Consider the following 21,135-nt stretch of genomic DNA (forward strand, 5'->3'; position numbering starts at 1 on the left):
AAAATGCGGGAATGCGGGCGCTCGTACACGCCATGGAAAACGCCCCGACAGCAGCGGGGTCGATGGAAAAAGCCGGATGCCCGTCAAGTACGCGGTGCGCCATTGTTGGCCTCCGTGCGGGCAAGTTTGGCGGGTACCTCGGGCGGGATCGCATCGGGACGGATGTTGAAGAGCTGCAACACGCCTCCCATGGCCTCCGCAAAGGGCGGGGTCGCCACGGCACCGCCGTAGTAGGCATCCCCCTTGGGTTCGTTGATCACCACCACCATAACGAAACGGGGATTGCTGGCCGGTGCGAAACCGGCAAACCAGGCCATGTAGTCCTTGCCATAGCCCCCAGCCACGGCCACCTTGGCGGTACCACTCTTGCCACCGACCCGATAACCGGGGATCTGGGCCTTGGGAATGGCATTGCTGACCACGTACTCCAGCGCCTGCAACATGGCAGCGGCGTTGTTGTGATCGATGACCTGCTCACCCTTGGGCGGCTTGGTCACCTTGATGATGGAGAGCGGTACCCGCTTGCCCTTGTTGGCCAGGGTGGCGTAGGCGGAGGCCAGCTGCAGCGGGGTCACTCGCAGACCATAACCGAACGACAGGGTAGCTCGCTCGATGTCGGACCAGCGGCGACGCTGGGGCAGCATGCCGCTGCTCTCCCCCATCAGGCCGCTGCCGGTGTCCATGCCGAAGCCCACCATGCTCAGGGTGTTGATCATCTCCTGGGCCGGCATCCGCAGCGCGATGCGCGACATGCCGATGTTGGAGGAGTAGCGCAGGATGTCGTACAGGTTGGTCGCCTTGTGGATACTCACGTCACGGATCTGCTTGGCCCCGATGAAGAGGGGACCGCCCGGGATGAAGTCCTTCCAGCTGGTGACACCGGCTTGCAAGGCACTAAGCAAAATCAATGGCTTGACCGTGGAACCCGGCTCATAGGTATCGGTCACCACCCGGTTTCGCACCCGGAAACTCTGGTACTGGCCGCGGTTGTTCGGGTTGTAGGAGGGGGTGTTGACCATGGCGAGCACCTCGCCGGTCTTCACATCCAGCATCACCATGGAGCCGGAGGTCGCCTTGTTCTCGTCGGTGGCCCGTTTGAGGGCGCGATAGGCCAGCGCCTGCACCCGCTGATCGATGCTCAGTTGCAGATCGTTGGCGTGCTTGCCCTCTTTCACCAGGCCCAGGCGCTCGATGACGCGGCCCTGCCTGTCCTTGCGCACCCTCATCTCGCCAGGGGTTGCGGTCAGCCACTCGTTGTAGCTGCGCTCAATCCCCTCGATGCCGCTGCCATCGATGTTGGTCACCCCCACCAGGTGGGAGCTTATCTCGCCGGTCGGGTAGAAACGGCGCGCCTCGGGGCGCAGATAGATGCCCCCCAGCTTCAACCCCTTGATGTACTCGGCCACCGCAGGCGTCACCTGTCGCTGCAGATAGACGAAGCGCTTGCTCGGGTTGGCGATGCGATGCTTGAGGGTGTTGATGTCGAGCTTGAGCACGGCGGAGAGTGCCAGCCAGGCACGCTCGTTGTGGATGGCACCGGACTCGTGCACCGTCTTGGGATCGGCCCAGACCGCTTCGACCGGCACGGATACCGCCAACTGTTCGCCATTGCGGTCCGTGATCATGCCGCGCACCGCCTGGGTGGAGGTGGTGCGCAGGGAGCGCATATCCCCCTCCTGGCGCAGTCTGTCCGGATCGATCACCTGGATCCAGGCCAGCCGCAGGATCAGCCCCGCAAACGCGATGCCGATGAAGAAAACCAGGGTACGAAAGCGCCACGGGTAGAGTGAGGGTGCTTTCGCCTTGGCTTTGTCCTTTGCCGGAGCCTTGGTGGCGGCCTTGCGTGTCATGGTTGTGTAATTACCTTTTCAGTGGTCACCAGGGGACGAGCCATCTGCAACTTGTCCATGGCCAGACTCGCCACCCGGGAGTGCTCAGCCAATGTGCCCTGTTCCAGCAAGAGGTGGCGCCACTCGATGTTGAGCCTGTCCTCCTCCGCCATCAGATCGTTCTGCTTGGCCGTCAGACCCCGGGTCATGTTGGTCACCAGGATCACCGCAAAGGCGGTGACCAGCACGGCGACGGTCAACAGGACCTGCAACTTGTGGCGCCAGAGATCCGCAACGATCTCCCTGGCGAGGTGAACGCGCACGTCGCTCATCGTTTACTCCGCAAGACGCTCTGCGACCCGCAGCACCGAACTGCGGGACCGGGTGTTTTCATTGACCTCGTGGTCGGAAGGCTTGAGCGCCTTGCCGATCGACTTCAGCTTGCGACCACCGGCAAGCTGGGCTTCAGTCAGGGGGATGCCGTGGGGTACTTCAGGACCTTTCTCGTGCTTGCGAATGAAATGTTTCACCAGCCGATCTTCCAGAGAGTGGAAGCTGATGACGGAGAGACGGCCGTGAGGAGCCAGCACGTCCAGCGCGCCGTTGAGGGCGGTTTCGATCTCGTCCAGCTCGCTGTTGATATAGATGCGGATGGCCTGGAAGCTGCGGGTCGCCGCGTGCTTGCCCTTCTCCTTGCTCGGGTTGACCCGGGAAATCATCTCCGCCAGTTGGCGGGTGCGCACATAGGGCTCGGTCACCCGATCGTGTACGATGGCGCGAGCAATCTTCTTGGCGAAGCGCTCCTCACCGAAGGTTTTCAGCACCCAGGCGATGTCGTCCACATCGGCACGGGCCAGCCACTCGGCGGCGCTCTGACCGGAGGTGGGATCCATCCTCATGTCGAGCGGGCCGTCCTTCATGAAGCTGAAGCCACGTTCGGCATCGTCAAGCTGGGGGGAGGAGACACCGAGATCCAGCAGGAAGCCATCGACCTTGCCCAGCAGGCCGCGCTCGGTCAGATAGCGGGTGATGCCGGAGAAGGGACCGTGCACGATCTCGAAACGGGGATCCTGGATCTTGGCCGCCTCGGCAATGGCCTGGGGATCCCGGTCGATGGCGATCAGACGGCCGTTCGGGCCCAGATGCTGGAGAATGAGACGAGAGTGACCACCCCGGCCAAAGGTACCGTCGACGTAGATACCGTCCGGCTTGATGGCCAGCCCTTCGACGGCTTCGTGCAACAGCACTGTGATGTGTTCAGCGGCTTGGGTCATTTATAAAGAAAAATCCTGTAGTCGTGGTGAACTTGCCCAGTCGTCCTCGGGCAGGCCCAGGATGTCGTCGTTGATCTGTTGTTGCCAGCGGGCTTCATCCCACAGCTCGAATTTGTTGAGCTGGCCCACCAGCATGACTTTCTTGTCCAGCCCGGCATGGCTGCGCAGCGGCTGGCTGAGCAGCAGACGGCCATTGCCATCCAGTTCGCATTCGGCCGCGTGGCCGAGCAGCAGACGCTGCAGGCGGCGTTCCGCCGGGTTGGTGCTGGAAAGGGTCTTCAGCTTGCGCTCCACCTCTTCCCATTCATTCAGGGGATAAAGCAGCAGACAGGGATGGGCGATGTCGATGGTGCAGACCAGCTGGCCGTCGCACTCGTCGCGCAGCCAATCACGAAATTTGGTCGGAATCGCCAACCGCCCCTTGCTGTCCAGGCTGATGGCGTGAGCGCCACGCAACAAATTGCAGTCCCCGAAAGGTGAGTTATGGGGGCTAGATGCCCAATAAAACCACTTTGATCCACTTTTCTCCACCATGAAGTTTAAGGACGAGCAGGGGGCTTTTCAAGCAAGGATCTCGGGCATGGGGAACATATTGACGCAGCGTGATGGGACTACCGATTAAATGAATTGATTTTCCACAAGTTATTTGTGTTACCCGCAACTCGATTAATTTTCAGCAATTAAAAAACTGACAAATTGCACGAATAAACATCAGCCATACAGGCCGCGCTTCTCCAGCGCCATCACGATATTCAGAACATGGAAAAATTCCACATAACAGATTGATATAAAATACATTTGTTAAACATAGCTAGCCCAACAGTAAATATCACGAGTCAACCGAGGCAGTACTTTATGGTTAATAAAAAGAGCCTTGCGATAAATCGCAAGGCTCTTCAGGAAAGAGGTCGGAGTCGGCCTGTAAGCCGGGTTCTGTACCGGGTTGCCCCGGGTAGCAATCATTCCTCTAGGCCAGCAATCGCTCGCTGGCTCAAGCAACCTACCCGCCCCCAACGCGGGCCGCGCCAATAGGGGCCTATTTGGTCTTGCTTCGGGTGGAGTTTACCGTGCCACGAACTGTTGCCAGTCGCGCGGTGCGCTCTTACCGCACCCTTTCACCCTTACCTGATCCCTTGCGGGCCATCGGCGGTCTGCTCTCTGTTGCACTGGTCGTAGGCTCGCGCCCCCCAGGCGTTACCTGGCACCCTGCCCTGTGAAGCCCGGACTTTCCTCCCCTCCGCCCGTCTGTCCCGAGGGACACAACGACGAAGCAGCGATTGCCCAGCCAACTCCGAGGCGCGGATTATAGCCTCGCGAGACGGACGGGGTAAACCGTCAATTCCGGTTTACGGCAATTAATAGTGCTCAAGACCGTATTTGTAGAGGGCGTTCTTCTTCACCCCGTGGATCTCGGCGGTGAGGGCTGCAGCCTTCTTGAGGGGCAGCTCGCCGACCAGCAGGCCCAGGGTGCGGATCGCCTCCGCAGGCAACTCGTCATCCACCTTGCTGGCACCGGCGACCACCAGCACGATCTCCCCGCGGCAACGGTTATCGTCCTCTCCGAGCCAGGCCAGCATCTCGGAGGCGGGCAGACCGTGGATGGACTCGAAGGTCTTGGTCAGCTCGCGGCACACCACCACCTGGCGCTCGCCAAGGATGCGAGCAATCGCTTCCACGGTATCCTGCACCCGGCGCGGCGATTCGTAGAACACCAGAGAGCGGGTGTCTTCGATGACGGCTTGCAGGCGATCATCCCGCCCCTTGGCCTTGGCCGGCAGGAAACCCTCGAAGGCGAAGCGGTCGGTGGGCAGCCCGGCGGCGGACAGCGCCGTGATGGCAGCGCAGGGACCGGGCAGCGGCACCACCTTGACCCCGGCTTCGCGACAACGGGTGACCAGGTGATAACCGGGGTCGCTGATGAGCGGCGTCCCCGCATCGGAGACCAGGGCCACGCTCTTGCCCTCCTTGATGCGGGCGATCAGCACATCCGCCTTTTGCTGCTCGTTGTGATCGTGCAGGGCAAAGGTCGATACCGAGATCTGGTAGTGGCTGAGCAGGATCCCGGTATGCCGGGTATCCTCGGCGGCCACCAGATCGACGCTGCGCAGCACGTCCAGTGCTCGCTGGGTGATGTCGGCCAGATTGCCGATCGGAGTGGGGACTATATACAGGGTTGGGATGTCACTCATGGGAGCTCCGAGTGTCCCGACAATTGTGTCGCCATATTGGCCCGTTTACACTATGGAGAATTTCAACACTGGTCGGGGAATGAACTTGAACCGGGTTATAAAGCAGCTAAGTGTATCACGACTCTTCGGCATCCTACTCGCGGCAGTCCTGCTCGCCGCCTGTGCGTCGGAGCCCAATCAATCTTCCGGACAACCCGGCATGCCGTCAGCCTTCTCGGATCTGACCAAGAATGCCCAGTGGTATCTGGAGCAGGTGGATCCCGCCAAACCGGCAGAGGCCTTCGTGTGGCAGATGATGGCGGCGCGCAGCTATCTGGCGCTCGGCCAGGCCAAACCGGCTGCCGCCCTGTATCAGCAGTTGCAGAAGCAGGCGAAGAGCCCGGAGCAGCAGGCGCAGTTGCAACTGCTGCAGGCACACCTGCTGCTCGCCCAGGGCAACGCCAACCAGGCGCTGATCCTGCTGGAAGGCAAGCCGGATGTGGTGCTGGATGCCGATACCCAGAAGGACTGGTACCGCCAGCGTGTGGTGCTGCAGCTCGACATCAACAACAAGTTTGGTGCGGCCAAGTCGCTGATCCTGCTGGAACCTTATCTGGCCAAGAATGAGCTGGCCACCAATCACCAGCAGATCTGGTCACTGCTGAAAAGCATGACCCCCTCCACCCTGCAGGCGCTCGAAGAGGAGCCAGCTCCCGATGTGACCACCGGCTGGCTGCGTCTTGCGGCGCTGGTGAACGAATTCGGGGCACAGCCGAGCCAGCTGGCCCGCCAGCTTGCCGGCTGGAAGCAGAGCTTCCCTAACCACCCTGCCCAGAGCGACATGCCTGCCGGCCTTGGGGATCTCGCTATCACGGACAACGGTTCGCTGCAGCAGATCGCCGTCTTCCTGCCGCTCTCCGGCAACCTGGAAGCCCAGGGCGCCGCCATCCGCAACGGCATGTTGATGTCCTACAAGGAAAATCAGAGCCAGTTCACCCTGAACTTCTATGATACCCAGGGCAAGGCGATGGGGGACCTCTACAAGCAGGCCATTCAGGAAGGGGCCAACATGATCATCGGCCCCCTGCTCAAGGATCAGGTGGAGGAGCTGCTCAAGTCGAATCCGACCGTGCCGGTGCTGGCGCTCAACGAGCTGGACAAGCCGATCGTCAACGACAACACCTTCTATTTCTCACTCTCCGCCGCTGCCGATGCGAGCCAGGCGGCCCAGTACCTCTATGGTCAGGGCTACCGCAAGCCGCTGCTGATCGCGGCACAAGGCCGGATTGGCTACAGCAGTATCAAGGCGTTTGAGCAGGCCTGGGCCGGCGTCAGCCAGGAGAAGCCCGTGGTTGCCACCTTCGGGGCGCGCAACGAAGTGCAGGGCATGGTCAAGAACGCTCTGAGCGGCCGTTCCACCGCACGAGCCGGGGAGATTGTCCAGCTGTCTGATGCCGCGCCGCGCAGCATCGACGCCGTCTATGTGGTGGCCAACAGCCTGGAGACCCGGATGATCAAGCCCTATGTGGACATCTCGGTCAATCCCATGGGCAGCCTGCCCATCTACAGCAGCTCGCGGGGATACGACGGCGGGACGACCGAGGTGGCATCCGAGCTCAACGGCATGCATATCTCCGACATGCCACTGCTGCTGGGTGGCTTCGAGACGCAGCGTGAACAGATTGCCCTGCTCTGGCCCCAGACCCAGGGCGACCTGCTGCGCCTGTTCGCCCTCGGCTACGATGCCGTCAGCCTGGCAGGCAACCTGCCGCAAATGCGCAAGGTCAATGCCATGCAGCAACCCGGCATGAGCGGCCAGCTGAGCGTGGATCCCCAGGGCAACATAGTGCGCATGCTGGACTGGGCCACCTACCAGAATGGCAAGCTGGTCAGCGACAGCGCCGCCCCCCAGCTGGAGGATGCGACTCATGAAGAGGCTACTGACACAACTTCACCAGCAGTGGTTGAACCTGTTGCCGTCGGCAGCGACGAGCAAGGGACAACACTTTGAGCAAATAGCGGAACGCTGGTTGCAGGCCCGCGGCCTGCAACCCGTGACCCGCAACTACCGCTGCCGTGGCGGCGAGATCGATCTCATCATGCGCCAGGGGGAGACCCTGGTGTTCGTTGAAGTGAGATATCGCGCCAACGCCACTCATGGCGGTGCCGCCAGCTCGGTCACCCGGCGCAAGCAGCACAAGATCGTGCTGGCCGCGCGCCACTATTTCAAGCAACATGCCATCAATGAGGCCAACCAGGCCTGTCGATTCGATGTGATCGCGTTCGAGGGCGACCAGCCGGACTGGATCCAGAACGCGTTTTAAGAGGACCCCATGACTGATCCCATCAAAGAGAATTACACCGAGAGCATCCAGACCAAGATAGCTGCCGCCGAAGCACTGCCGGATGCCATCCATACGGCAGCCCAGATGCTGACCATCTGCCTGCTCAATGGCCACAAGGTGATGGCATGTGGCAATGGTCCCTCCTCGGCATTGGCACAGCTGTTCATTTCCGAACTGGTGAACTGCTATGAAACGCCTCGCCCGTCCCTGCCCGGTCTCGCCCTGACGCCCGACATGGCGACCATCAGCGCCATCGCCACGGATCACGGTTTCGAAGAGGTCTATGCCAAACAGATACGTGCTCTGGGACAACCAGGCGACATCCTGGTGGTCATCACCACGACAGGCAACAGCCGCAGCCTCATCAAGGCTGCGGAGGCCGCCCTCTCCCGCGACATGACCATCATTGTTCTCGGTGGCGGAGACGGGGGAGAGATCGCCGGTCTGCTGGGCCCCAATGACGTGGAGATCCGCGTTCCTTCCGCTCGCCGTCCTCGTATTCTGGAAGTGAACCTGTTGACCCTGCACTGTCTCTGTGATCTCATCGACCAGACACTTTTCCCGCAACAGGAAGACTGAAACCATGAAGAAGCCTATTCTCGCTCTTGTCCTGCTGACCGGCGTCCTGCTGCTGCAAGGCTGTGCTGCCGTGGTGGTCGGTGGCGCGGCTGGCACCGCCAAGGCGAGCGGCGATCGCCGCACCCTGGGTGCCCAGTGGGACGATCAGACCATAGAGCTGAAAGCCGCCAACCTGTTGGCCGACAACAAGCCCCTGAGCGCCGCCAGCAAGATCAGTGTCTACAGCAACAACGGCCGTGTGCTGCTGGTGGGTCAGACACCCTCTGACGCTTACAAACAGGAAGCGGGCAGAATCGTGAGCCGGATTGAAGGGGTTCGCCATGTCTACAACGAGCTGCGCCTTGGCAAACCAGTCAGTATCGGCGTGCGCAGCAATGACACCTGGATCACCTCCAAGGTGCGGGCCGACATGCTGGGCACCAAGAACTTCGATAGCGCCAAGGTGAAGGTTGTCACCGAGAATGGCGAGGTGTTCCTCATTGGGTTGGTCACTCGCCAGGAAGGGGATCAGGCCGTGGAAATCGCCCGCCACGTCAGCGGCGTTAAGCAGGTGATCAAAGCCTTCGAGTTTGCCCAGAATTGACCATCTGGCAGGATGAAAAAACGCAGCCTTCAGGCTGCGTTTTTTATTTGATGACTTTCAGGGTCGGGCGACCGCTCGGGCGCGGTGGTTCCGGCTCGGGGTCAACCGACGTGGGTGACTGTGCCTGTTCCAGCCAGAGGTCATACCCGGGCTCCGGCGGGAACAGGGTCCCCACTCCGTTCTCCCTGGCATGGATGGCCAGTACGGCCGCCATGGGGATATAGACCTGCTGCGATACGCCACCGAAACGGGCGCTGAAGCTGACAGCGTCATTGTCCATGTGGAACTGGCCCACGGCCCGGGGGGCTATGTTCAGAACAATCTGGCCATCCTGCACGAACTGCATCGGTACCATCACATGGGGAATGTTGGCATTGACCACCAGATGGGGTGTCAGATCGTTATCCAGCAACCAGTCAAAAAACGCCCGCAGCAGATACGGGCGACTGGGTGTCATTGTCGGTTCCATGCTCATACGCCGGCACGGATCTCGCGCTCGGCCTCGGTCAGGGAAGCCTGGAAGGATTCACGCTCGAACAGGCGTACCATGTAAGCCTTCAGCTCTTTGGCGCCACGGCCGGTGAAATCGATGCCCAGGCTCGGCAGACGCCACAGCAACGGCGCCATGTAGCAGTCGACCAGACCGAACTCTTCGCTCATGAAGTAGGGCATCTCGCCGAAGATGGGGGCGATGGCCAGCAGGTTGTCGCGCAACTCGGCACGGGCGGCTTCGGTATCGGTGCCCGCCATGATCTTGTCGGCCAGAGAGTACCAGTCCAGCTCGATGCGGTGCATCATCAAACGGCTGTTGCCGCGCGCGACCGGATAAACCGGCATCAGGGGCGGATGCGGGAAACGCTCGTCCAGATACTCCATGATGATGCGCGAGGTGTACAACGCCAGCTCGCGATCCACCAGAGTCGGTACAGTGTTGTACGGGTTCAGCTCGGCCAGCTCATCCGGCAGGTTGGCAGGATCAACCTGGCAGATATCCACGCTAACACCCTTCTCCGCCAGGACAATACGCACCTGATGGCTGAACATATCGTTGGCACCGGAAAACAGCGTCATTACCGAACGCTTATTGGCAGCTACAGCCATTGAACCCTCCCGTCATTAAAAAGCAGAAACGGCAATGAAGCATGTCTGTCTTCATTGCCGTGCGTCATATTACTCCGATCTGGTCGCTTAGTGAACGTCGCGCCAGAATTCCTTCTTCAACAGCACAGTGAAGATGAAGAAGATAGCGATGAATCCGAGTACCCAGAAGCCCATGCGTTCGCGCTCCTGCTGCACCGGCTCAGCCGAGTAGACCAAGAAGTTTACCAGATCCAGTACCGTCTGATCATATTCTTCGTTGTTCATTTCACCGTTGCCGTCAGATTTGATGCTGACGACTTGCTGCATCTCCACGCCATCCAGGGTGTGCGTCTCGAACTCGGCGCGGGGCGTCCCCTGCAACGGCTCCAGCACATGGGGCATACCCACGGACGGGAAGACGGCGTTGTTCACCCCGAATGGACGGGTTTCGTCCACGTAGAAGGAACGCAGATAGGTGTAGATCCAGTCTGCACCACGCACCCGGGCAACCAGGGTCAGGTCGGGGGGCGGCGCACCGAACCAGCGAGCAGCATCCTTCTCGGACATGGTGCTCTTCATCAGATCGCCGATCTTGGCGCCGGTGAAGACCAGGTTCTCCTTCATCAGATCGTCCGGAATACCGATGTCGGCCGCCACCCGGTTATAACGCTGGTACTGGGTGGAGTGACAGCCGGCACAGTAATTCATGAAGGTGGCGGCCCCCCGTTGCAGGGATGCCTTGTCACTCAGATCGTACTCCGCCTTGTCGAGGGGGAAGCCACCGCCAGAGGCCAACACCAGACCAGGCAGCAGGGCCAGCACTGCAAAAATTATTCTTTTCATTTGAATGTCACCCTCTCCGGCAGCGGCTTGGTGTTCTCATTCTTGCTGTAGAAGAACAACAGGACGAAGAATCCGAAATAACCCAGAGTACAGAGTTGTGCAATCAGCGTCAGGGTCGGGGTTGATGGCAGCACGCCCAGCACCCCCAGGATAATGAAGCAGACCACGAACTGGGCGATGTTCAGCTTGTGCAGGGTGCTGCGGTAACGCACCGAGCGCACCTTGCAGCGATCCAGCCAGGGCAACAGGAACAGCACCACGATGGAGAGGCCCATCATGATGACCCCCAGCAGCTTGTCAGGCACCGCACGCAGGATGGCGTAGAAGGGAGTGAAGTACCAGACCGGGGCAATATGCGCCGGTGTCTTCAGGCCATTGGCCACCTCAAAGTTCGGTTTCTCGAGGAAATAGCCCCACATGTCCGGCTTGAAGAAGATGATGGCACAGAAGAAGAACAGGAAACCGGCTACCCCGATCATGTCCTTCACGGTGAAGTAGGGGTGGAATGCGACCGCATCCAGTGGCCAGCCGTTCTCGTCCTTGTGCTTCTTGATGTCGATGCCATCGGGGTTGTTGGAGCCCACCTCGTGCAGCGCCAGGATATGCATGGCCACCAGCATCACCAGCACCAGCGGCAGAGCGATGACGTGCAGCGCAAAGAAGCGGTTCAGGGTCGCACCCGAGATGACATAGTCCCCCCGGATCCACAGGGTCAGATCGTCACCGATAACGGGGATGGCACCGAACAGCGAGATGATGACCTGGGCCCCCCAGAACGACATCTGCCCCCAGGGCAGCAGGTAACCCATGAAGGCCTCGGCCATCAGCACCAGGAAGATCAGCATGCCGAAGATCCACAGCAGTTCCCGTGGCTTCTGGTAAGAGCCGTAGATCATGCCGCGGAACATGTGCAGGTAGACCACGATGAAGAAGGCGGATGCCCCGGTTGAGTGCATGTAACGCAGCAGCCAGCCGTAATCCACATCCCGCATGATGTATTCCACGGAAGCGAAGGCACCTTCCGCCGAGGGGTTGTAGTTCATGGTCAGCCAGATGCCGGTGATGATCTGGTTGACCAGCACCAACATGGCAAGCGAGCCGAAGAAGTACCAGAAGTTCAGGTTCTTGGGCGCCGGATACTTGGCCATATGGTCGTTGTACATGGCCGTGAGCGGGAAACGATCATCGATCCAGCCCATGAGTTTGGCAAACATGGTCAGGCCTCCTTGCCATCGGCACCGACCAGAATGGTGGTGTCGCTAAGAAATTGGTATGGCGGAATGACCAGGTTCAGCGGTGCGGGTACGCCCTGGAACACTCGACCAGCCATGTCGAATTTGGAGCCATGGCAGGGGCAGAAGAAGCCGGAAGTTACCCCTTGAACCTGCTCGCCGAAGCTGTCGGGCAGATAGGAAGGGGAGCATCCCAGATGAGTGCAGATGCCAACGGCCACGAAGATTTCCGGTTTGATGGATCTGTAGCCATTGTGGGCATAGTCCGGTTGCTGTGGCTCGTCTGACGCAGGATCCCGCAGCTTGTCATCGTGTGCAGCCAGAGCATCCAGCGTCTGCTTGGTACGCTTCACCACCCAGACCGGTTTACCACGCCACTCGACGCGGATTAGCTGACCCGGCTCCAGCTTGCTGATATCCACTTCAACCGGGGCGCCTGCCGCCTTGGCTTTGGCACTCGGATTCCATGACTTAATAAACGGCACTGCGGTAAAAGCAGCTCCTACACCGCCAACGGCAACCGTTGACCAGGTAAGAAATCTGCGGCGACCGGTATCAACTGGCGCATTGCTCATCCAAAAACTCTCCCATGTGGACTCCGCTCATTCTTATAGTGTCCCTGTTTACTTCTCCTCTCCCTCTGACAACTGCAATGGAAGCGGAGTGGCAATTGACACAGAAAGACCATGGAAATATTAAAGAAAAGATAACAATTTGACAAGAAAGGGAGTCGATGGGCAAAAACAATAAATACACAATTTTTTGTCTTTTGTGACGTATGCTTAGCATTGTCACATGTAACATTACCAATAAAAAAAGCCTGGCAAATTGCCAGGCTTTTTTGACACTCCTGAGAGTGCGTACCAAAAGCGAATTAACGCTTGGAGTACTGCGGACGCTTACGCGCTTTGTGCAGACCGACTTTCTTACGCTCAACCTTACGGGCATCACGAGTAACAAAGCCAGCTTTACGCAGTTCGGAACGCAGGGTCTCGTCGTACTGCATCAGAGCACGAGTGATACCGTGGCGGATCGCACCAGCTTGACCGGAGATGCCACCACCGTTAACGGTGATGTACAGATCCAGTTTCTCGGTCATCTCGACCAGTTCCAGCGGCTGACGAACTACCATGCGGGCAGTCGGACGGCCGAAGTATTGCTCCAGGGAGCGCTGGTTGATTACGATTTTACCGCTACCCGCTTTGATGAATACGCGAGCAGTGGAGCTTTTGCGACGGCCGGTACCGTAGTATTGATTTTCTGCCATGTTGCCAGTTCCCGTTAGATATCCAGTACTTGAGGTTGCTGAGCAGCATGAGCGTGCTCTGCGCCTGCGTAAACTTTCAGCTTACGGAACATGGCACGGCCCAGCGGGCCCTTCGGCAGCATGCCCTTGACGGCAGCTTCGATTACCATTTCCGGCTTACGCTGAATCAGCTTGTCGAAGCTGATGGACTTGATACCACCCGGGAAACCGGAGTGAGCGTGGTACATTTTGTCGGTAAATTTCTTACCGGTTACGTGTACCTTCTCAGCGTTTACAACGATGATGTAGTCACCGGTGTCAACGTGCGGAGTGTACTCGGCTTTGTGCTTACCACGCAGACGAGCAGCGATCTCGGTTGCGATACGACCCAGAGTTTTACCTTCTGCGTCCACAATGTACCAGTCACGTTTTACGGTTTCTGGCTTGGCAACGAAAGTTTTCATTAAGTTAAACCCAATTACCTGTTACAGACCCAATTGCTTATGGGGGCTCTCCCACAAACAACAAACGATGGCCTACCTGTACCCCTTCGAATACAAGTAAAGCTTAAAGTGTTGCTGTCTTATCGACAGCTGTAACGTGGGCCGGGCGATTATAAGTGAAGTTGCCTTAAATATCACCTGCTAATTTCACTGCCATGAAGCTAGCAAATGTCGCCCGACCCTACCTGCCGCAGATGCCCATCCGACTGGCAGGCGCGGTATTGTGACTAAGGAAGGTGCACTCTGGCAAGGTATTCGTGCGATTGCATCTCCTGAAGCCGTGAAAGGCAACGCTTGAATTCGAAATTCAGCAAGCCTTCGCCATAGAGCCCGGTCATGGGGACCGCCGCCGATATGATGAGCTTGACGTGCCGCTCATAAAACTCGTCCACCATGGCGATGAAGCGGCGGGCCGCGTCATCCGTGCCGCTGCCCATGGGTTGCACATTGGCCAGCAGAACGGTGTGGAACTCACGGGCCAGTTCGATGTAGTCGCCCTGGGAGCGTGGAGTACAGCACAGCTGTTCAAACTCCATATAAAGCACCCCTTCCCCCACGCCCAGTGCACTCAGTTGGCGATGGTTGACTTCCAGTGCGGTGCCAGTCACCTGCCCAATCCCGGTCAACTGGCTGAAATAACGATCCAGGTTGCTCCTGGCCTGCTCATCCAGCGGGAAGTGATAGATCTCTGCCTGTTCAAGGGTTCGCAGCCGATAATCGACACCGCCATCGACATTGATCACCTCGCAGTGACGCTCGATAAGCGCGATGGCTGGCAGGAAGCGAGCACGCTGCAACCCGTTGCGGTAGAGATCCTGAGGGGGGATGTTGGATGTGGCCACCAGCACTACGCCATGGCCAAAGAGTTCCTGGAACAGAGTACCGAGCAGCATGGCATCCGTGATATCCGAGACGAAAAACTCGTCGAAGCAGATGACGTCGGTCTCATCGGCCAGCTTGCGAGCGATCAGCTTGAGCGGATCGGACTGACCGGTCAGCCCTTTGAGCTCATAGTGCACCCGGTGCATGAAACGGTGGAAGTGGATGCGCAGTTTGCGCTCCCCCGGCAGGCTCTCAAAAAAAGTATCCATCAGCCAGGTCTTGCCTCTGCCCACACCGCCCCACATATATAACCCCTGGACGGGGTCACGGGTTTTCGGCTTTTGCAGCCAACCCAGCAGGCCACGGGATCTGGTCGGAGTCGGGCTTGCGCACAGATCCTGATAGAGTCGCTCCAGGCGGGCGACTGCCATGGCCTGGGCCGGATCGGCCACAAAGCCGGGGCGCTGCAAATCCTGCTGATATTTTTGCTGCGGGGTCATCCTGTAAACCGCCTCCAAGTCCCTGAATGAGGGACAAAATGGTATCACGCTCTCGGGGGGCACGGTATAGTGCCAACGAGGCGTTGCGGTCCATCCGACCGCTTCAAATTCATCGTGTTAGCTGTAACAAGGAGCTTCTATGACTCTGTTTAACGGGATCCTGCTGGCGATCGCCGCCCTGATCATCGGCGTGCTGATCGGCCGCTTCTCTGTCCGTAGCCGGGATGCCGGACGCCTGGAACAGGAGCTGAAAAAAGCCCACAAGGAGCTGGAAAGCTACCAAGGGCAGATCACCACCCACTTCGCCGACAGCGCAGCCCTGATGGAGCAACTGGCCGAACAGTACCAGACCCTTTATCGCCATATGGCGGAACAGAGCAAGTTCCTGGCCAAGGTACAGGAACCACTGTTCCGCGAACCCGAAGTGGAAGAAACAGGCGATGCCGCCAACAGCGAGGAGCCGGGCCTTCCTCCCCGCGATTACGCCGGTGCGTCCGGCCTGCTCAAGCAGCCGGGCTGAACGTCGGTTGAACTAATTACGCTTTATCGTGGTCAGACCTTGACGATTGCACTGCAACTTTTTCTGGGAGCTGTTTCTCATATGCGTAAATCTCTTTCTGTATTCAGTGTCTTAGCCCTCAGTGTCGGTATCGCCATGTCCTCAGCACCGGCGCAGGCCGCACTGCCCCTGATGGCGAACAACCAGGAGATGCCGAGCCTGGCCCCCGTCCTCGAGCAGGTGACCCCTGCCGTGGTCAACATCTCCGTCTCTGGCAAGAAGATCACCCGCCAACGCCTGCCGGAGCAATTCCGCTTCTTCTTCGGCCCCAACATGCCTGACGAGCAGGTGAGCGAGCAGCCCTTCCAGGCGCTTGGTTCCGGCGTCATCATCGATGCCAAGAAAGGCTACGTGATCACCAACGCCCACGTGGTCCACGAGGCGGACGAGATCAAGGTCAACCTGAAGGATGGCCGTGAGTATGCGGCCAAGAAAATAGGGGAAGACAAACAGTCGGATATCGCCCTGCTGCAAATCAAGGCCGAGGATCTGGTGCAGATCAAGTTCGCCGACTCCGACGAGCTGAGAGTCGGTGACTACGCGCTGGCCATCGGCAACCCGTTCGGCCTGGGCCAGACCGTCACCTCCGGCATTGTCAGCGCCCTGGGTCGCAGCGGCCTCAACATCGAAAATCTGGAGAACTTCATCCAGACCGATGCGGCCATCAACTCCGGCAACTCGGGCGGCGCCCTGCTCAACCTGCGCGGGGAGCTGATCGGCATCAACACCGCCATCCTGGGCCCGAACGGCGGCAACATCGGCATCGGCTTTGCCATCCCGTCCAACATGGTGCGCGATCTCTCCGAGCAGATCGTGAAATACGGCGAAGTACGCCGTGGCCAGCTGGGGATCACCGGCACCGAGCTCACCAGCGAAATCGCCAAGACCTTCGGCTACAACAAGAAGGACGGTGCCTTCGTCAACCAGGTCATGCCTGACTCCGCTGCCGCCAAGGCAGGCATCAAGGCAGGCGACATCATCATCAGCATCGATGGCAAGCCCATCCGCTCCTTCGGCGAGCTGCGTGCCAAAATCGCCACCATGGGGGCCGACAAGCAGGTCTCGCTCGGCCTCATCCGTGACGGCAAGGAGCAGACCGTCAAGGTCACCCTGAAGAAAGCGGATGACAGCGAGATCTTGGCCAGCGCCCTGCATCCGGCACTGGAAGGGGCCAAGCTGAGCACCACCACAGACCCCGTGACCGGCGTGGCCGTCTCCGACATCGATCCCCGCTCACCGGCAGCCGCCTCCGGCCTGCAAAAGGGCGACATCATCATCGGGGTCAACCGCCAGCGCATCAACTCCATGGGAGAACTGACCAAGGTGTTGAAAAACAAGCCGGAAGTCCTGGCGCTGAACATCCAGCGCGGTGACTCCTCGCTCTATTTGGTGATCCGTTAAGCCCCTCACACCCGCGGCAACCGCCGCGGGTGATTTTTATCCATCGATAATGTTATTCTCTGCCCGCAGCCTGTACGGACGAGAAAGACATGAAAATCCCACCACTGATCAGCTACTTGGGCAAGTCCGTCGGCTTTGGCCTCGCCATGGCTGCGCTTTTGTTGCTGGTGTTCCCCAATTTTCGCGGCGGCGCTCCCCTGCCGGGCCTCATCACCAATGCCCGCGAGCTGAGCTTCTCCTACGCGGCCCATCGTGCCGGCCCTGCCGTCGTCAACATCTACACCCGCAGCTTCGCCGGCAATCGCGGTGAAAAAGCCGAACTCAGACCCCAGGGGCTGGGGTCCGGCGTCATCATGAACCAGCGCGGTCACGTGCTCACCAACTATCACGTCATCGCCGATGCGGACCAGATCATCGTCGCCCTGCAAGATGGTCGGGTATTCAGTGCAGAGCTGGTCGGCACCGACAAACTGACCGATCTGGCGGTGCTCTACATCGAATCGGACAACCTGCCGGTGATCCCTCAGGACCCGGATCGTCTGCCGGACGTGGGAGACGTGGTGCTCGCCATCGGCAACCCCTACAACGTCGGCCAGACCATCACCCAAGGCATCATCAGCGCCACCGGGCGTATCGGCCTCTCCAGCATGGGGCCGGACAGCAATGGCAGACAGGATCTGCTGCAGACCGATGCCGCCATCAACGAGGGCAACTCCGGAGGCGCCCTGGTCAATGGCCGTGGCGATCTGGTAGGTATCAATACCGCCGCCTACCACCTCAACGGCAATCAGGAGAGCTATGGCATCAGTTTTGCCATCCCCTACAAGCTGGCCAAGCGCATCATGGACGAGCTGATCGCCAACGGCCGGGTCATCCGCGGCTACCTCGGCATCTCCAGCGTCGAGATCAATCCCATCGTCGCGCGCATGCTGAACCTGGGGGACTTGCAGGGGTTGGTGGTGGAGAGCCTGGATCCCAATGGCCCAGCCACCAAGGCCGGTCTCAAACGTGGGGATGTGCTGCTCAAGATCAACGGAGAGGCCATCACCGGCGTGCGTCCCGTCATGGACAAGATCGTCGAGAGCCGCCCCGGCACCAAGCTCACCATCTCGGTGATCCGCAACGGCAAGCCGCTGGACGTCGATGTCATCATCGAAGAGGACCTGCGCTACCAGAATCAGACCCTGCCGACCAGCAGTGCGGCACCCACCACCTGAGGGGCGGATCCTCGCGGGGCCCGACAGGGCCCTTTTTTGTGCCCGCTTTCCTCCGGCGCCCACCTGTGCGTGAGACAGCTCACACATTGCGCCAATGAGCAATCGGGCGAAGGCGCCGTCAAAACGCGCCATCGATCACACTCCCTTGCCGCCAGTTCGCTCCTTTCCTCTTCCTGAACGCCAAAAGGGCTTCTTTTGATGCCTTTTCCTCCGGATTTCCACTTCGAATCGGAAAAAACCTGCCTCCTCCCGCACTCTCCTCCGCTTTATGGTGATCCCATCCTTTCTGCCAGCCTGGAGAGCAGACCTTGAATATCGACACCCATGACGCCCCCCTGACCCCGGACAGCCCGGCACTGCTGCGCAAGACCGACCTGACCCTGGCCCGCATTCACAACCTGCTGGCGGATCAGAGCATACGCCCCAACGACGTGCAGCAACAGATGCTGGCCTCCCACGTCAAGGCCATGGTGTGGCGCTCCTACAGCGGGGAATCCCTGCCGGAGGTCGACCTCAGCCTGTTCGAGGAGATCTCCCCCCTCTCCCTGCGCCTGGCCGAACAGGTCGTCGCCTGGCTCGACCGCCTCGCCTACGAGGAGGCGCACCTCTTGTCCGTCCATTTTGAAGTGGCCAAAGAAAACGAACTCAGCTCAGTAAAAGGAGAAAGCTAAATGACTGCCATCAAACTCGTGATTGGAGATCGTCTCGGCAAGGGACAGAAAGTGGGGGCAGGCGCAGAAGCCGCCGGCGCCACCGTGACCGTCATCCCCGGCATGGCCGCCGACATGAAGCTCGGTGATGTGATGAACAAGGAGCAGGCCGACCTTGGCATCTCCTTCTGCGGCAGCGGTGGCGCGGGCGCCATCACGGCCCAGACCAAGTACGGCTACAAGTGCCGCTACGGCATGCGATCCATCGAAGAGGGTGTCACCGCCATCAACGAGGGGTGCGTGGTACTGGGCTTCGGCTTCATGGACAAGGAAGAGCTGGGCCAGAAGCTGATCGAAGCCTTCGCCAAGAAACACGGGCGCACCTGATGAAAGAGCACTTCACCACCCGGATCACGGTCAACGGCAAGGGGGCGACTCGCCAGCAGGCGTTCGCTGCCGCCCTCAGCCAGGTGCAACCCAGCCTGCTCAAGGAGAGCCCCAAGGTGATGCTGCGCATCGAACCCCTCGAGGTCGAGGTGATCGAGGCCGAGGAGTCGGTACGGGTGGAGAAGTTCCTGTTCTTCTTCCTGCCACGCCAGCGCCACGAGTTCCGGGTCCGGCTGGCGATCACCGTCAAGGTCACCAGCCTGGATGTCGACAAGGTGGATTTCACCCGGGCCTGACCCCACAACCAAAAGGACAAGTTGGATGTTTCTAATCATTTTGATGAAGTCACTCATCATCGGTGGCCTGGTAGGCGTCGGGGTGGGAGCTGGCGCGGCGCGGATGTTCCACGCCCCGACCGTGCAGGGGATGGGCGCGTTCCGCACCCTGGGCGAACTCAACTCCTGCGAAGGGGACCCCGCCTCCCACTTCTCATTCGGTCTGGGCTTCTTCTTCAACGCCTGGGCCTCCACGGTCGCAGCCGGCGCCTTCACTCAGGACGTGGATCACCGCATCCTGCCGAACTGGGGTGCAGCGGCCCTGATGATCAAGAACCGGGATCTCGCCACCACCCTCCATGACCCGAAGAAGATGGCCATCGCCTGCGGCATCATAGGTGCCATCGTAGTCGCCTTCCTCAACAGCACCGCCGCCGCCGTGCCAGCCGCCCTGCAGGTCACCGCGGTCAAGGTACTGGTGCCCGCCGCCAACCTGCTGGTCAATACCGTCATGCCGGTGATCTTCTGGCTGGCCGCCATCGAGGCAGGCAAGAAGTCCGGCTTCTGGGCCACCATCTTCGGCGGTCTGGCCCAGCTCATCATGGGCAACGCGGTACCAGGCCTGGTGCTTGGCATCCTGATCGGCAAGGGGGTGGAAGAGAGCGGCTGGAACCACGTCACCAAGGTGATGATGAGTGCCATCGTCCTGCTGTTCGTGCTGAGCGGCTTCTTCCGCGGCTTTGACATGAAACTCATTGAATCCTTCCACCTGGGCGTTCCCCTGTGGCTGGAAAACGTCCACAACCTCATGAGCGGAAAATAAGGAAGCACACCATGGATGAGAAACTGAGAAACAACTTCTGGTATGCCGACTGGTCCTTCCCCATCTTTGTCGGTCTGCTCTCTTCCGGCGTCTTCGCCGGTACCCACATGTTCTACCTCTACGGGGTCGGCGCCTTCAACGAGGTGGCCTTCGTTGCCATGCTCAAGGCCGGCATGGACACGGGGGCCTATGGTGCAGTCGCCGCCTTCGGTGCCAGCTTCCTGTTCGCCCGCATCATCGAGGGCTCCCTGGTGGGGATCCTCGACATCGGCGGCGCCATCCAGACCGGAGTCGGCCTCGGGGTGCCCGCCCTGCTACTGGGGGCCGGTATCATCTATCCGGTGGAAAACTTCACCGCTTCCCTGATCACCGGCATGGGGATTGGGATGGCCATCGGCTACGTGATCATCCTGGCGCGCAAGTTCACCATCAACCAAAGCAACTCCACCTACGGGGCGGACGTCATGATGGGGGCTGGCAACAGCTCCGGCCGCTTCCTCGGTCCCCTCATCATCCTCTCCGCCATGGGCGCCTCCATTCCCATCGGGATAGGCTCCCTGCTGGGTGCGCTGCTGTTCTACATCTGGGAAAAGCCCATCACGGGGGGCGCCATCCTGGGGGCCATGCTGTTCGGGACCTTCTTCCCCATCGCCCTGGCTTAATCCAAGGCCGTCTCTTGGGCGGCATTCAAGAACCTGTTTGCGCTCTGTCGCGAAAGGTCGTCAGCAAGGTGAAGAGCAGCGCAGGGGCCGGAGCGTATGGATAGACGTGAGAACTCTTGGTTACAAATACGCGCACAGCACATGAGCCTTGGAAGCG

At 59.7% G+C, this 21,135-nt stretch carries 25 protein-coding genes and 1 other RNA gene; 12 read left to right on the plus strand and 14 right to left on the minus strand.

Annotation, left to right across the window (positions count from 1 at the left end):
* Window positions 1-83: 83 nt before the first annotated feature.
* From J9892_RS05375 to rsmI, 6 genes are all read right to left on the minus strand, one after another.
* Window positions 84-1,850, minus strand: a complete 1,767-nt coding sequence (locus J9892_RS05375) for a peptidoglycan glycosyltransferase FtsI (protein WP_010675841.1) — start codon at window positions 1,848-1,850, stop codon at window positions 84-86.
* The gene (ftsL, locus tag J9892_RS05380; protein WP_010675842.1) at window positions 1,847-2,161 is read right to left on the minus strand and encodes a cell division protein FtsL; all 315 of its coding nucleotides are present in this window, start codon (window positions 2,159-2,161) and stop codon (window positions 1,847-1,849) included. The genes J9892_RS05375 and ftsL overlap by 4 nt, the downstream gene beginning before the upstream one ends.
* 3 nt (window positions 2,162-2,164) lie before the next feature.
* Window positions 2,165-3,103: a 16S rRNA (cytosine(1402)-N(4))-methyltransferase RsmH gene (gene rsmH / locus J9892_RS05385; protein WP_109421765.1), complete on the minus strand. Its 939-nt coding sequence runs from the start codon at window positions 3,101-3,103 to the stop codon at window positions 2,165-2,167.
* Entirely contained in the window at window positions 3,104-3,562 is a 459-nt protein-coding gene (gene mraZ, locus J9892_RS05390) for a division/cell wall cluster transcriptional repressor MraZ (protein ID WP_039040489.1), read from the minus strand. It lies immediately after the preceding gene.
* Between the two features lie 447 nt (window positions 3,563-4,009).
* Window positions 4,010-4,396, minus strand: an RNA gene (gene rnpB, locus J9892_RS05395) — RNase P RNA component class A.
* A 62-nt stretch (window positions 4,397-4,458) separates the two neighbouring features.
* Window positions 4,459-5,292: a 16S rRNA (cytidine(1402)-2'-O)-methyltransferase gene (gene rsmI, locus J9892_RS05400; RefSeq protein WP_103244152.1), complete on the minus strand. Its 834-nt coding sequence runs from the start codon at window positions 5,290-5,292 to the stop codon at window positions 4,459-4,461.
* A 199-nt stretch (window positions 5,293-5,491) separates the two neighbouring features.
* Between rsmI and J9892_RS05405 the strand changes: the two genes are divergently transcribed.
* Genes J9892_RS05405 through dolP form a run of 4 tightly spaced genes read left to right on the plus strand, consistent with a single transcriptional unit; the run spans window position 5,492 to window position 8,778 of the window.
* On the plus strand, window positions 5,492-7,282 hold the full coding sequence (locus J9892_RS05405; RefSeq protein ID WP_223952598.1) for a penicillin-binding protein activator: 1,791 nt from the start codon (window positions 5,492-5,494) through the stop codon (window positions 7,280-7,282).
* Window positions 7,200-7,595, plus strand: coding sequence for a YraN family protein (locus J9892_RS05410; RefSeq protein ID WP_080770042.1), 396 nt, complete (start codon window positions 7,200-7,202; stop codon window positions 7,593-7,595). The genes J9892_RS05405 and J9892_RS05410 overlap by 83 nt, the downstream gene beginning before the upstream one ends.
* Before the next feature lie 9 nt (window positions 7,596-7,604).
* Complete coding sequence (locus J9892_RS05415; protein ID WP_010675848.1) at window positions 7,605-8,195, plus strand: SIS domain-containing protein; 591 nt, start codon at window positions 7,605-7,607, stop codon at window positions 8,193-8,195.
* A gap of 4 nt (window positions 8,196-8,199) precedes the next feature.
* Window positions 8,200-8,778 carry a division/outer membrane stress-associated lipid-binding lipoprotein gene (gene dolP, locus J9892_RS05420; RefSeq protein ID WP_103858098.1) on the plus strand — a complete coding sequence of 193 codons (579 nt, stop codon included), beginning with the start codon at window positions 8,200-8,202 and terminating at the stop codon, window positions 8,776-8,778.
* 43 nt (window positions 8,779-8,821) lie between these two features.
* Here the strand turns inward: dolP and J9892_RS05425 are convergent, their stop codons facing one another.
* The 8 genes from J9892_RS05425 to zapE form a co-directional block, all read right to left on the minus strand.
* Window positions 8,822-9,253 carry a ClpXP protease specificity-enhancing factor gene (locus tag J9892_RS05425; RefSeq protein WP_185367287.1) on the minus strand — a complete coding sequence of 144 codons (432 nt, stop codon included), beginning with the start codon at window positions 9,251-9,253 and terminating at the stop codon, window positions 8,822-8,824.
* The gene (gene sspA / locus J9892_RS05430) at window positions 9,250-9,879 is read right to left on the minus strand and encodes a stringent starvation protein SspA (RefSeq protein ID WP_039040485.1); all 630 of its coding nucleotides are present in this window, start codon (window positions 9,877-9,879) and stop codon (window positions 9,250-9,252) included. The genes J9892_RS05425 and sspA overlap by 4 nt, the downstream gene beginning before the upstream one ends.
* 87 nt (window positions 9,880-9,966) lie before the next feature.
* The gene (locus J9892_RS05435) at window positions 9,967-10,701 is read right to left on the minus strand and encodes a cytochrome c1 (protein WP_201872170.1); all 735 of its coding nucleotides are present in this window, start codon (window positions 10,699-10,701) and stop codon (window positions 9,967-9,969) included.
* Window positions 10,698-11,915, minus strand: coding sequence for a cytochrome bc complex cytochrome b subunit (locus J9892_RS05440; RefSeq protein ID WP_010675853.1), 1,218 nt, complete (start codon window positions 11,913-11,915; stop codon window positions 10,698-10,700). Before J9892_RS05440 ends, J9892_RS05435 begins: the two co-directional genes overlap by 4 nt.
* Before the next feature lie 2 nt (window positions 11,916-11,917).
* Window positions 11,918-12,508, minus strand: a complete 591-nt coding sequence (petA, locus tag J9892_RS05445; RefSeq protein WP_010675854.1) for a ubiquinol-cytochrome c reductase iron-sulfur subunit — start codon at window positions 12,506-12,508, stop codon at window positions 11,918-11,920.
* A gap of 299 nt (window positions 12,509-12,807) precedes the next feature.
* Window positions 12,808-13,200: a 30S ribosomal protein S9 gene (gene rpsI, locus J9892_RS05450; RefSeq protein ID WP_005336286.1), complete on the minus strand. Its 393-nt coding sequence runs from the start codon at window positions 13,198-13,200 to the stop codon at window positions 12,808-12,810.
* Between the two features lie 14 nt (window positions 13,201-13,214).
* The gene (rplM, locus tag J9892_RS05455) at window positions 13,215-13,643 is read right to left on the minus strand and encodes a 50S ribosomal protein L13 (protein ID WP_005336289.1); all 429 of its coding nucleotides are present in this window, start codon (window positions 13,641-13,643) and stop codon (window positions 13,215-13,217) included.
* A 266-nt stretch (window positions 13,644-13,909) separates the two neighbouring features.
* Window positions 13,910-15,004 carry a cell division protein ZapE gene (gene zapE, locus J9892_RS05460; protein ID WP_210538042.1) on the minus strand — a complete coding sequence of 365 codons (1,095 nt, stop codon included), beginning with the start codon at window positions 15,002-15,004 and terminating at the stop codon, window positions 13,910-13,912.
* 139 nt (window positions 15,005-15,143) lie between these two features.
* On the opposite strand from zapE, the gene J9892_RS05465 reads away from it, so the two are divergent.
* The 8 genes from J9892_RS05465 to J9892_RS05500 all read left to right on the plus strand — a co-directional run bounded on the left by J9892_RS05465 (window position 15,144) and on the right by J9892_RS05500 (window position 20,978).
* A complete protein-coding gene (locus J9892_RS05465) occupies window positions 15,144-15,524 on the plus strand; it encodes a YhcB family protein (RefSeq protein ID WP_010675856.1) in 381 nt (126 codons plus the stop codon).
* Window positions 15,525-15,605: 81 nt separating this feature from the next.
* On the plus strand, window positions 15,606-16,964 hold the full coding sequence (locus J9892_RS05470) for a Do family serine endopeptidase (RefSeq protein WP_042015057.1): 1,359 nt from the start codon (window positions 15,606-15,608) through the stop codon (window positions 16,962-16,964).
* An 89-nt stretch (window positions 16,965-17,053) separates the two neighbouring features.
* Entirely contained in the window at window positions 17,054-18,181 is a 1,128-nt protein-coding gene (gene degS / locus J9892_RS05475; RefSeq protein ID WP_161469869.1) for an outer membrane-stress sensor serine endopeptidase DegS, read from the plus strand.
* Between the two features lie 308 nt (window positions 18,182-18,489).
* Entirely contained in the window at window positions 18,490-18,852 is a 363-nt protein-coding gene (locus J9892_RS05480; RefSeq protein WP_210538043.1) for a transcriptional regulator, read from the plus strand.
* Window positions 18,853-19,218, plus strand: coding sequence for an SFCGS family glycine-rich protein (locus J9892_RS05485; protein WP_049637185.1), 366 nt, complete (start codon window positions 18,853-18,855; stop codon window positions 19,216-19,218).
* Entirely contained in the window at window positions 19,218-19,514 is a 297-nt protein-coding gene (locus J9892_RS05490) for a DUF4312 family protein (RefSeq protein WP_069785536.1), read from the plus strand. The genes J9892_RS05485 and J9892_RS05490 overlap by 1 nt, the downstream gene beginning before the upstream one ends.
* A 25-nt stretch (window positions 19,515-19,539) precedes the next feature.
* Entirely contained in the window at window positions 19,540-20,316 is a 777-nt protein-coding gene (locus J9892_RS05495; protein WP_010675862.1) for a DUF4311 domain-containing protein, read from the plus strand.
* A gap of 11 nt (window positions 20,317-20,327) precedes the next feature.
* Window positions 20,328-20,978 (plus strand): DUF4310 family protein, encoded by a 651-nt coding sequence (locus J9892_RS05500; protein WP_041214029.1) that lies wholly within the window; start codon window positions 20,328-20,330, stop codon window positions 20,976-20,978.
* Window positions 20,979-21,135 lie beyond the last annotated feature (157 nt).

It is taken from the genome of Aeromonas sp. Prich7-2, from assembly GCF_017939255.1.
Lineage (GTDB): Bacteria > Pseudomonadota > Gammaproteobacteria > Enterobacterales > Aeromonadaceae > Aeromonas > Aeromonas caviae.

Excerpts from the sequence above, each read along its gene's own strand:
- J9892_RS05375 (WP_010675841.1), bottom strand. The coding sequence starts at position 1,850 with ATGACACGCAAGGCCGCCACCAAGGCTCCGGCAAAGGACAAAGCCAAG.
- ftsL (WP_010675842.1), bottom strand. The coding sequence starts at position 2,161 with ATGAGCGACGTGCGCGTTCACCTCGCCAGGGAGATCGTTGCGGATCTC.
- rsmH (WP_109421765.1), bottom strand. The coding sequence starts at position 3,103 with ATGACCCAAGCCGCTGAACACATCACAGTGCTGTTGCACGAAGCCGTC.
- rsmI (WP_103244152.1), bottom strand. The coding sequence starts at position 5,292 with ATGAGTGACATCCCAACCCTGTATATAGTCCCCACTCCGATCGGCAAT.
- J9892_RS05405 (WP_223952598.1), top strand. The coding sequence starts at position 5,492 with ATGCCGTCAGCCTTCTCGGATCTGACCAAGAATGCCCAGTGGTATCTG.
- J9892_RS05410 (WP_080770042.1), top strand. The coding sequence starts at position 7,200 with ATGAAGAGGCTACTGACACAACTTCACCAGCAGTGGTTGAACCTGTTG.
- J9892_RS05415 (WP_010675848.1), top strand. The coding sequence starts at position 7,605 with ATGACTGATCCCATCAAAGAGAATTACACCGAGAGCATCCAGACCAAG.
- dolP (WP_103858098.1), top strand. The coding sequence starts at position 8,200 with ATGAAGAAGCCTATTCTCGCTCTTGTCCTGCTGACCGGCGTCCTGCTG.
- J9892_RS05425 (WP_185367287.1), bottom strand. The coding sequence starts at position 9,253 with ATGAGCATGGAACCGACAATGACACCCAGTCGCCCGTATCTGCTGCGG.
- sspA (WP_039040485.1), bottom strand. The coding sequence starts at position 9,879 with ATGGCTGTAGCTGCCAATAAGCGTTCGGTAATGACGCTGTTTTCCGGT.
- J9892_RS05435 (WP_201872170.1), bottom strand. The coding sequence starts at position 10,701 with ATGAAAAGAATAATTTTTGCAGTGCTGGCCCTGCTGCCTGGTCTGGTG.
- J9892_RS05440 (WP_010675853.1), bottom strand. The coding sequence starts at position 11,915 with ATGTTTGCCAAACTCATGGGCTGGATCGATGATCGTTTCCCGCTCACG.
- petA (WP_010675854.1), bottom strand. The coding sequence starts at position 12,508 with ATGAGCAATGCGCCAGTTGATACCGGTCGCCGCAGATTTCTTACCTGG.
- rpsI (WP_005336286.1), bottom strand. The coding sequence starts at position 13,200 with ATGGCAGAAAATCAATACTACGGTACCGGCCGTCGCAAAAGCTCCACT.
- rplM (WP_005336289.1), bottom strand. The coding sequence starts at position 13,643 with ATGAAAACTTTCGTTGCCAAGCCAGAAACCGTAAAACGTGACTGGTAC.
- zapE (WP_210538042.1), bottom strand. The coding sequence starts at position 15,004 with ATGACCCCGCAGCAAAAATATCAGCAGGATTTGCAGCGCCCCGGCTTT.
- J9892_RS05465 (WP_010675856.1), top strand. The coding sequence starts at position 15,144 with ATGACTCTGTTTAACGGGATCCTGCTGGCGATCGCCGCCCTGATCATC.
- J9892_RS05470 (WP_042015057.1), top strand. The coding sequence starts at position 15,606 with ATGCGTAAATCTCTTTCTGTATTCAGTGTCTTAGCCCTCAGTGTCGGT.
- degS (WP_161469869.1), top strand. The coding sequence starts at position 17,054 with ATGAAAATCCCACCACTGATCAGCTACTTGGGCAAGTCCGTCGGCTTT.
- J9892_RS05485 (WP_049637185.1), top strand. The coding sequence starts at position 18,853 with ATGACTGCCATCAAACTCGTGATTGGAGATCGTCTCGGCAAGGGACAG.
- J9892_RS05490 (WP_069785536.1), top strand. The coding sequence starts at position 19,218 with ATGAAAGAGCACTTCACCACCCGGATCACGGTCAACGGCAAGGGGGCG.
- J9892_RS05495 (WP_010675862.1), top strand. The coding sequence starts at position 19,540 with ATGTTTCTAATCATTTTGATGAAGTCACTCATCATCGGTGGCCTGGTA.
- J9892_RS05500 (WP_041214029.1), top strand. The coding sequence starts at position 20,328 with ATGGATGAGAAACTGAGAAACAACTTCTGGTATGCCGACTGGTCCTTC.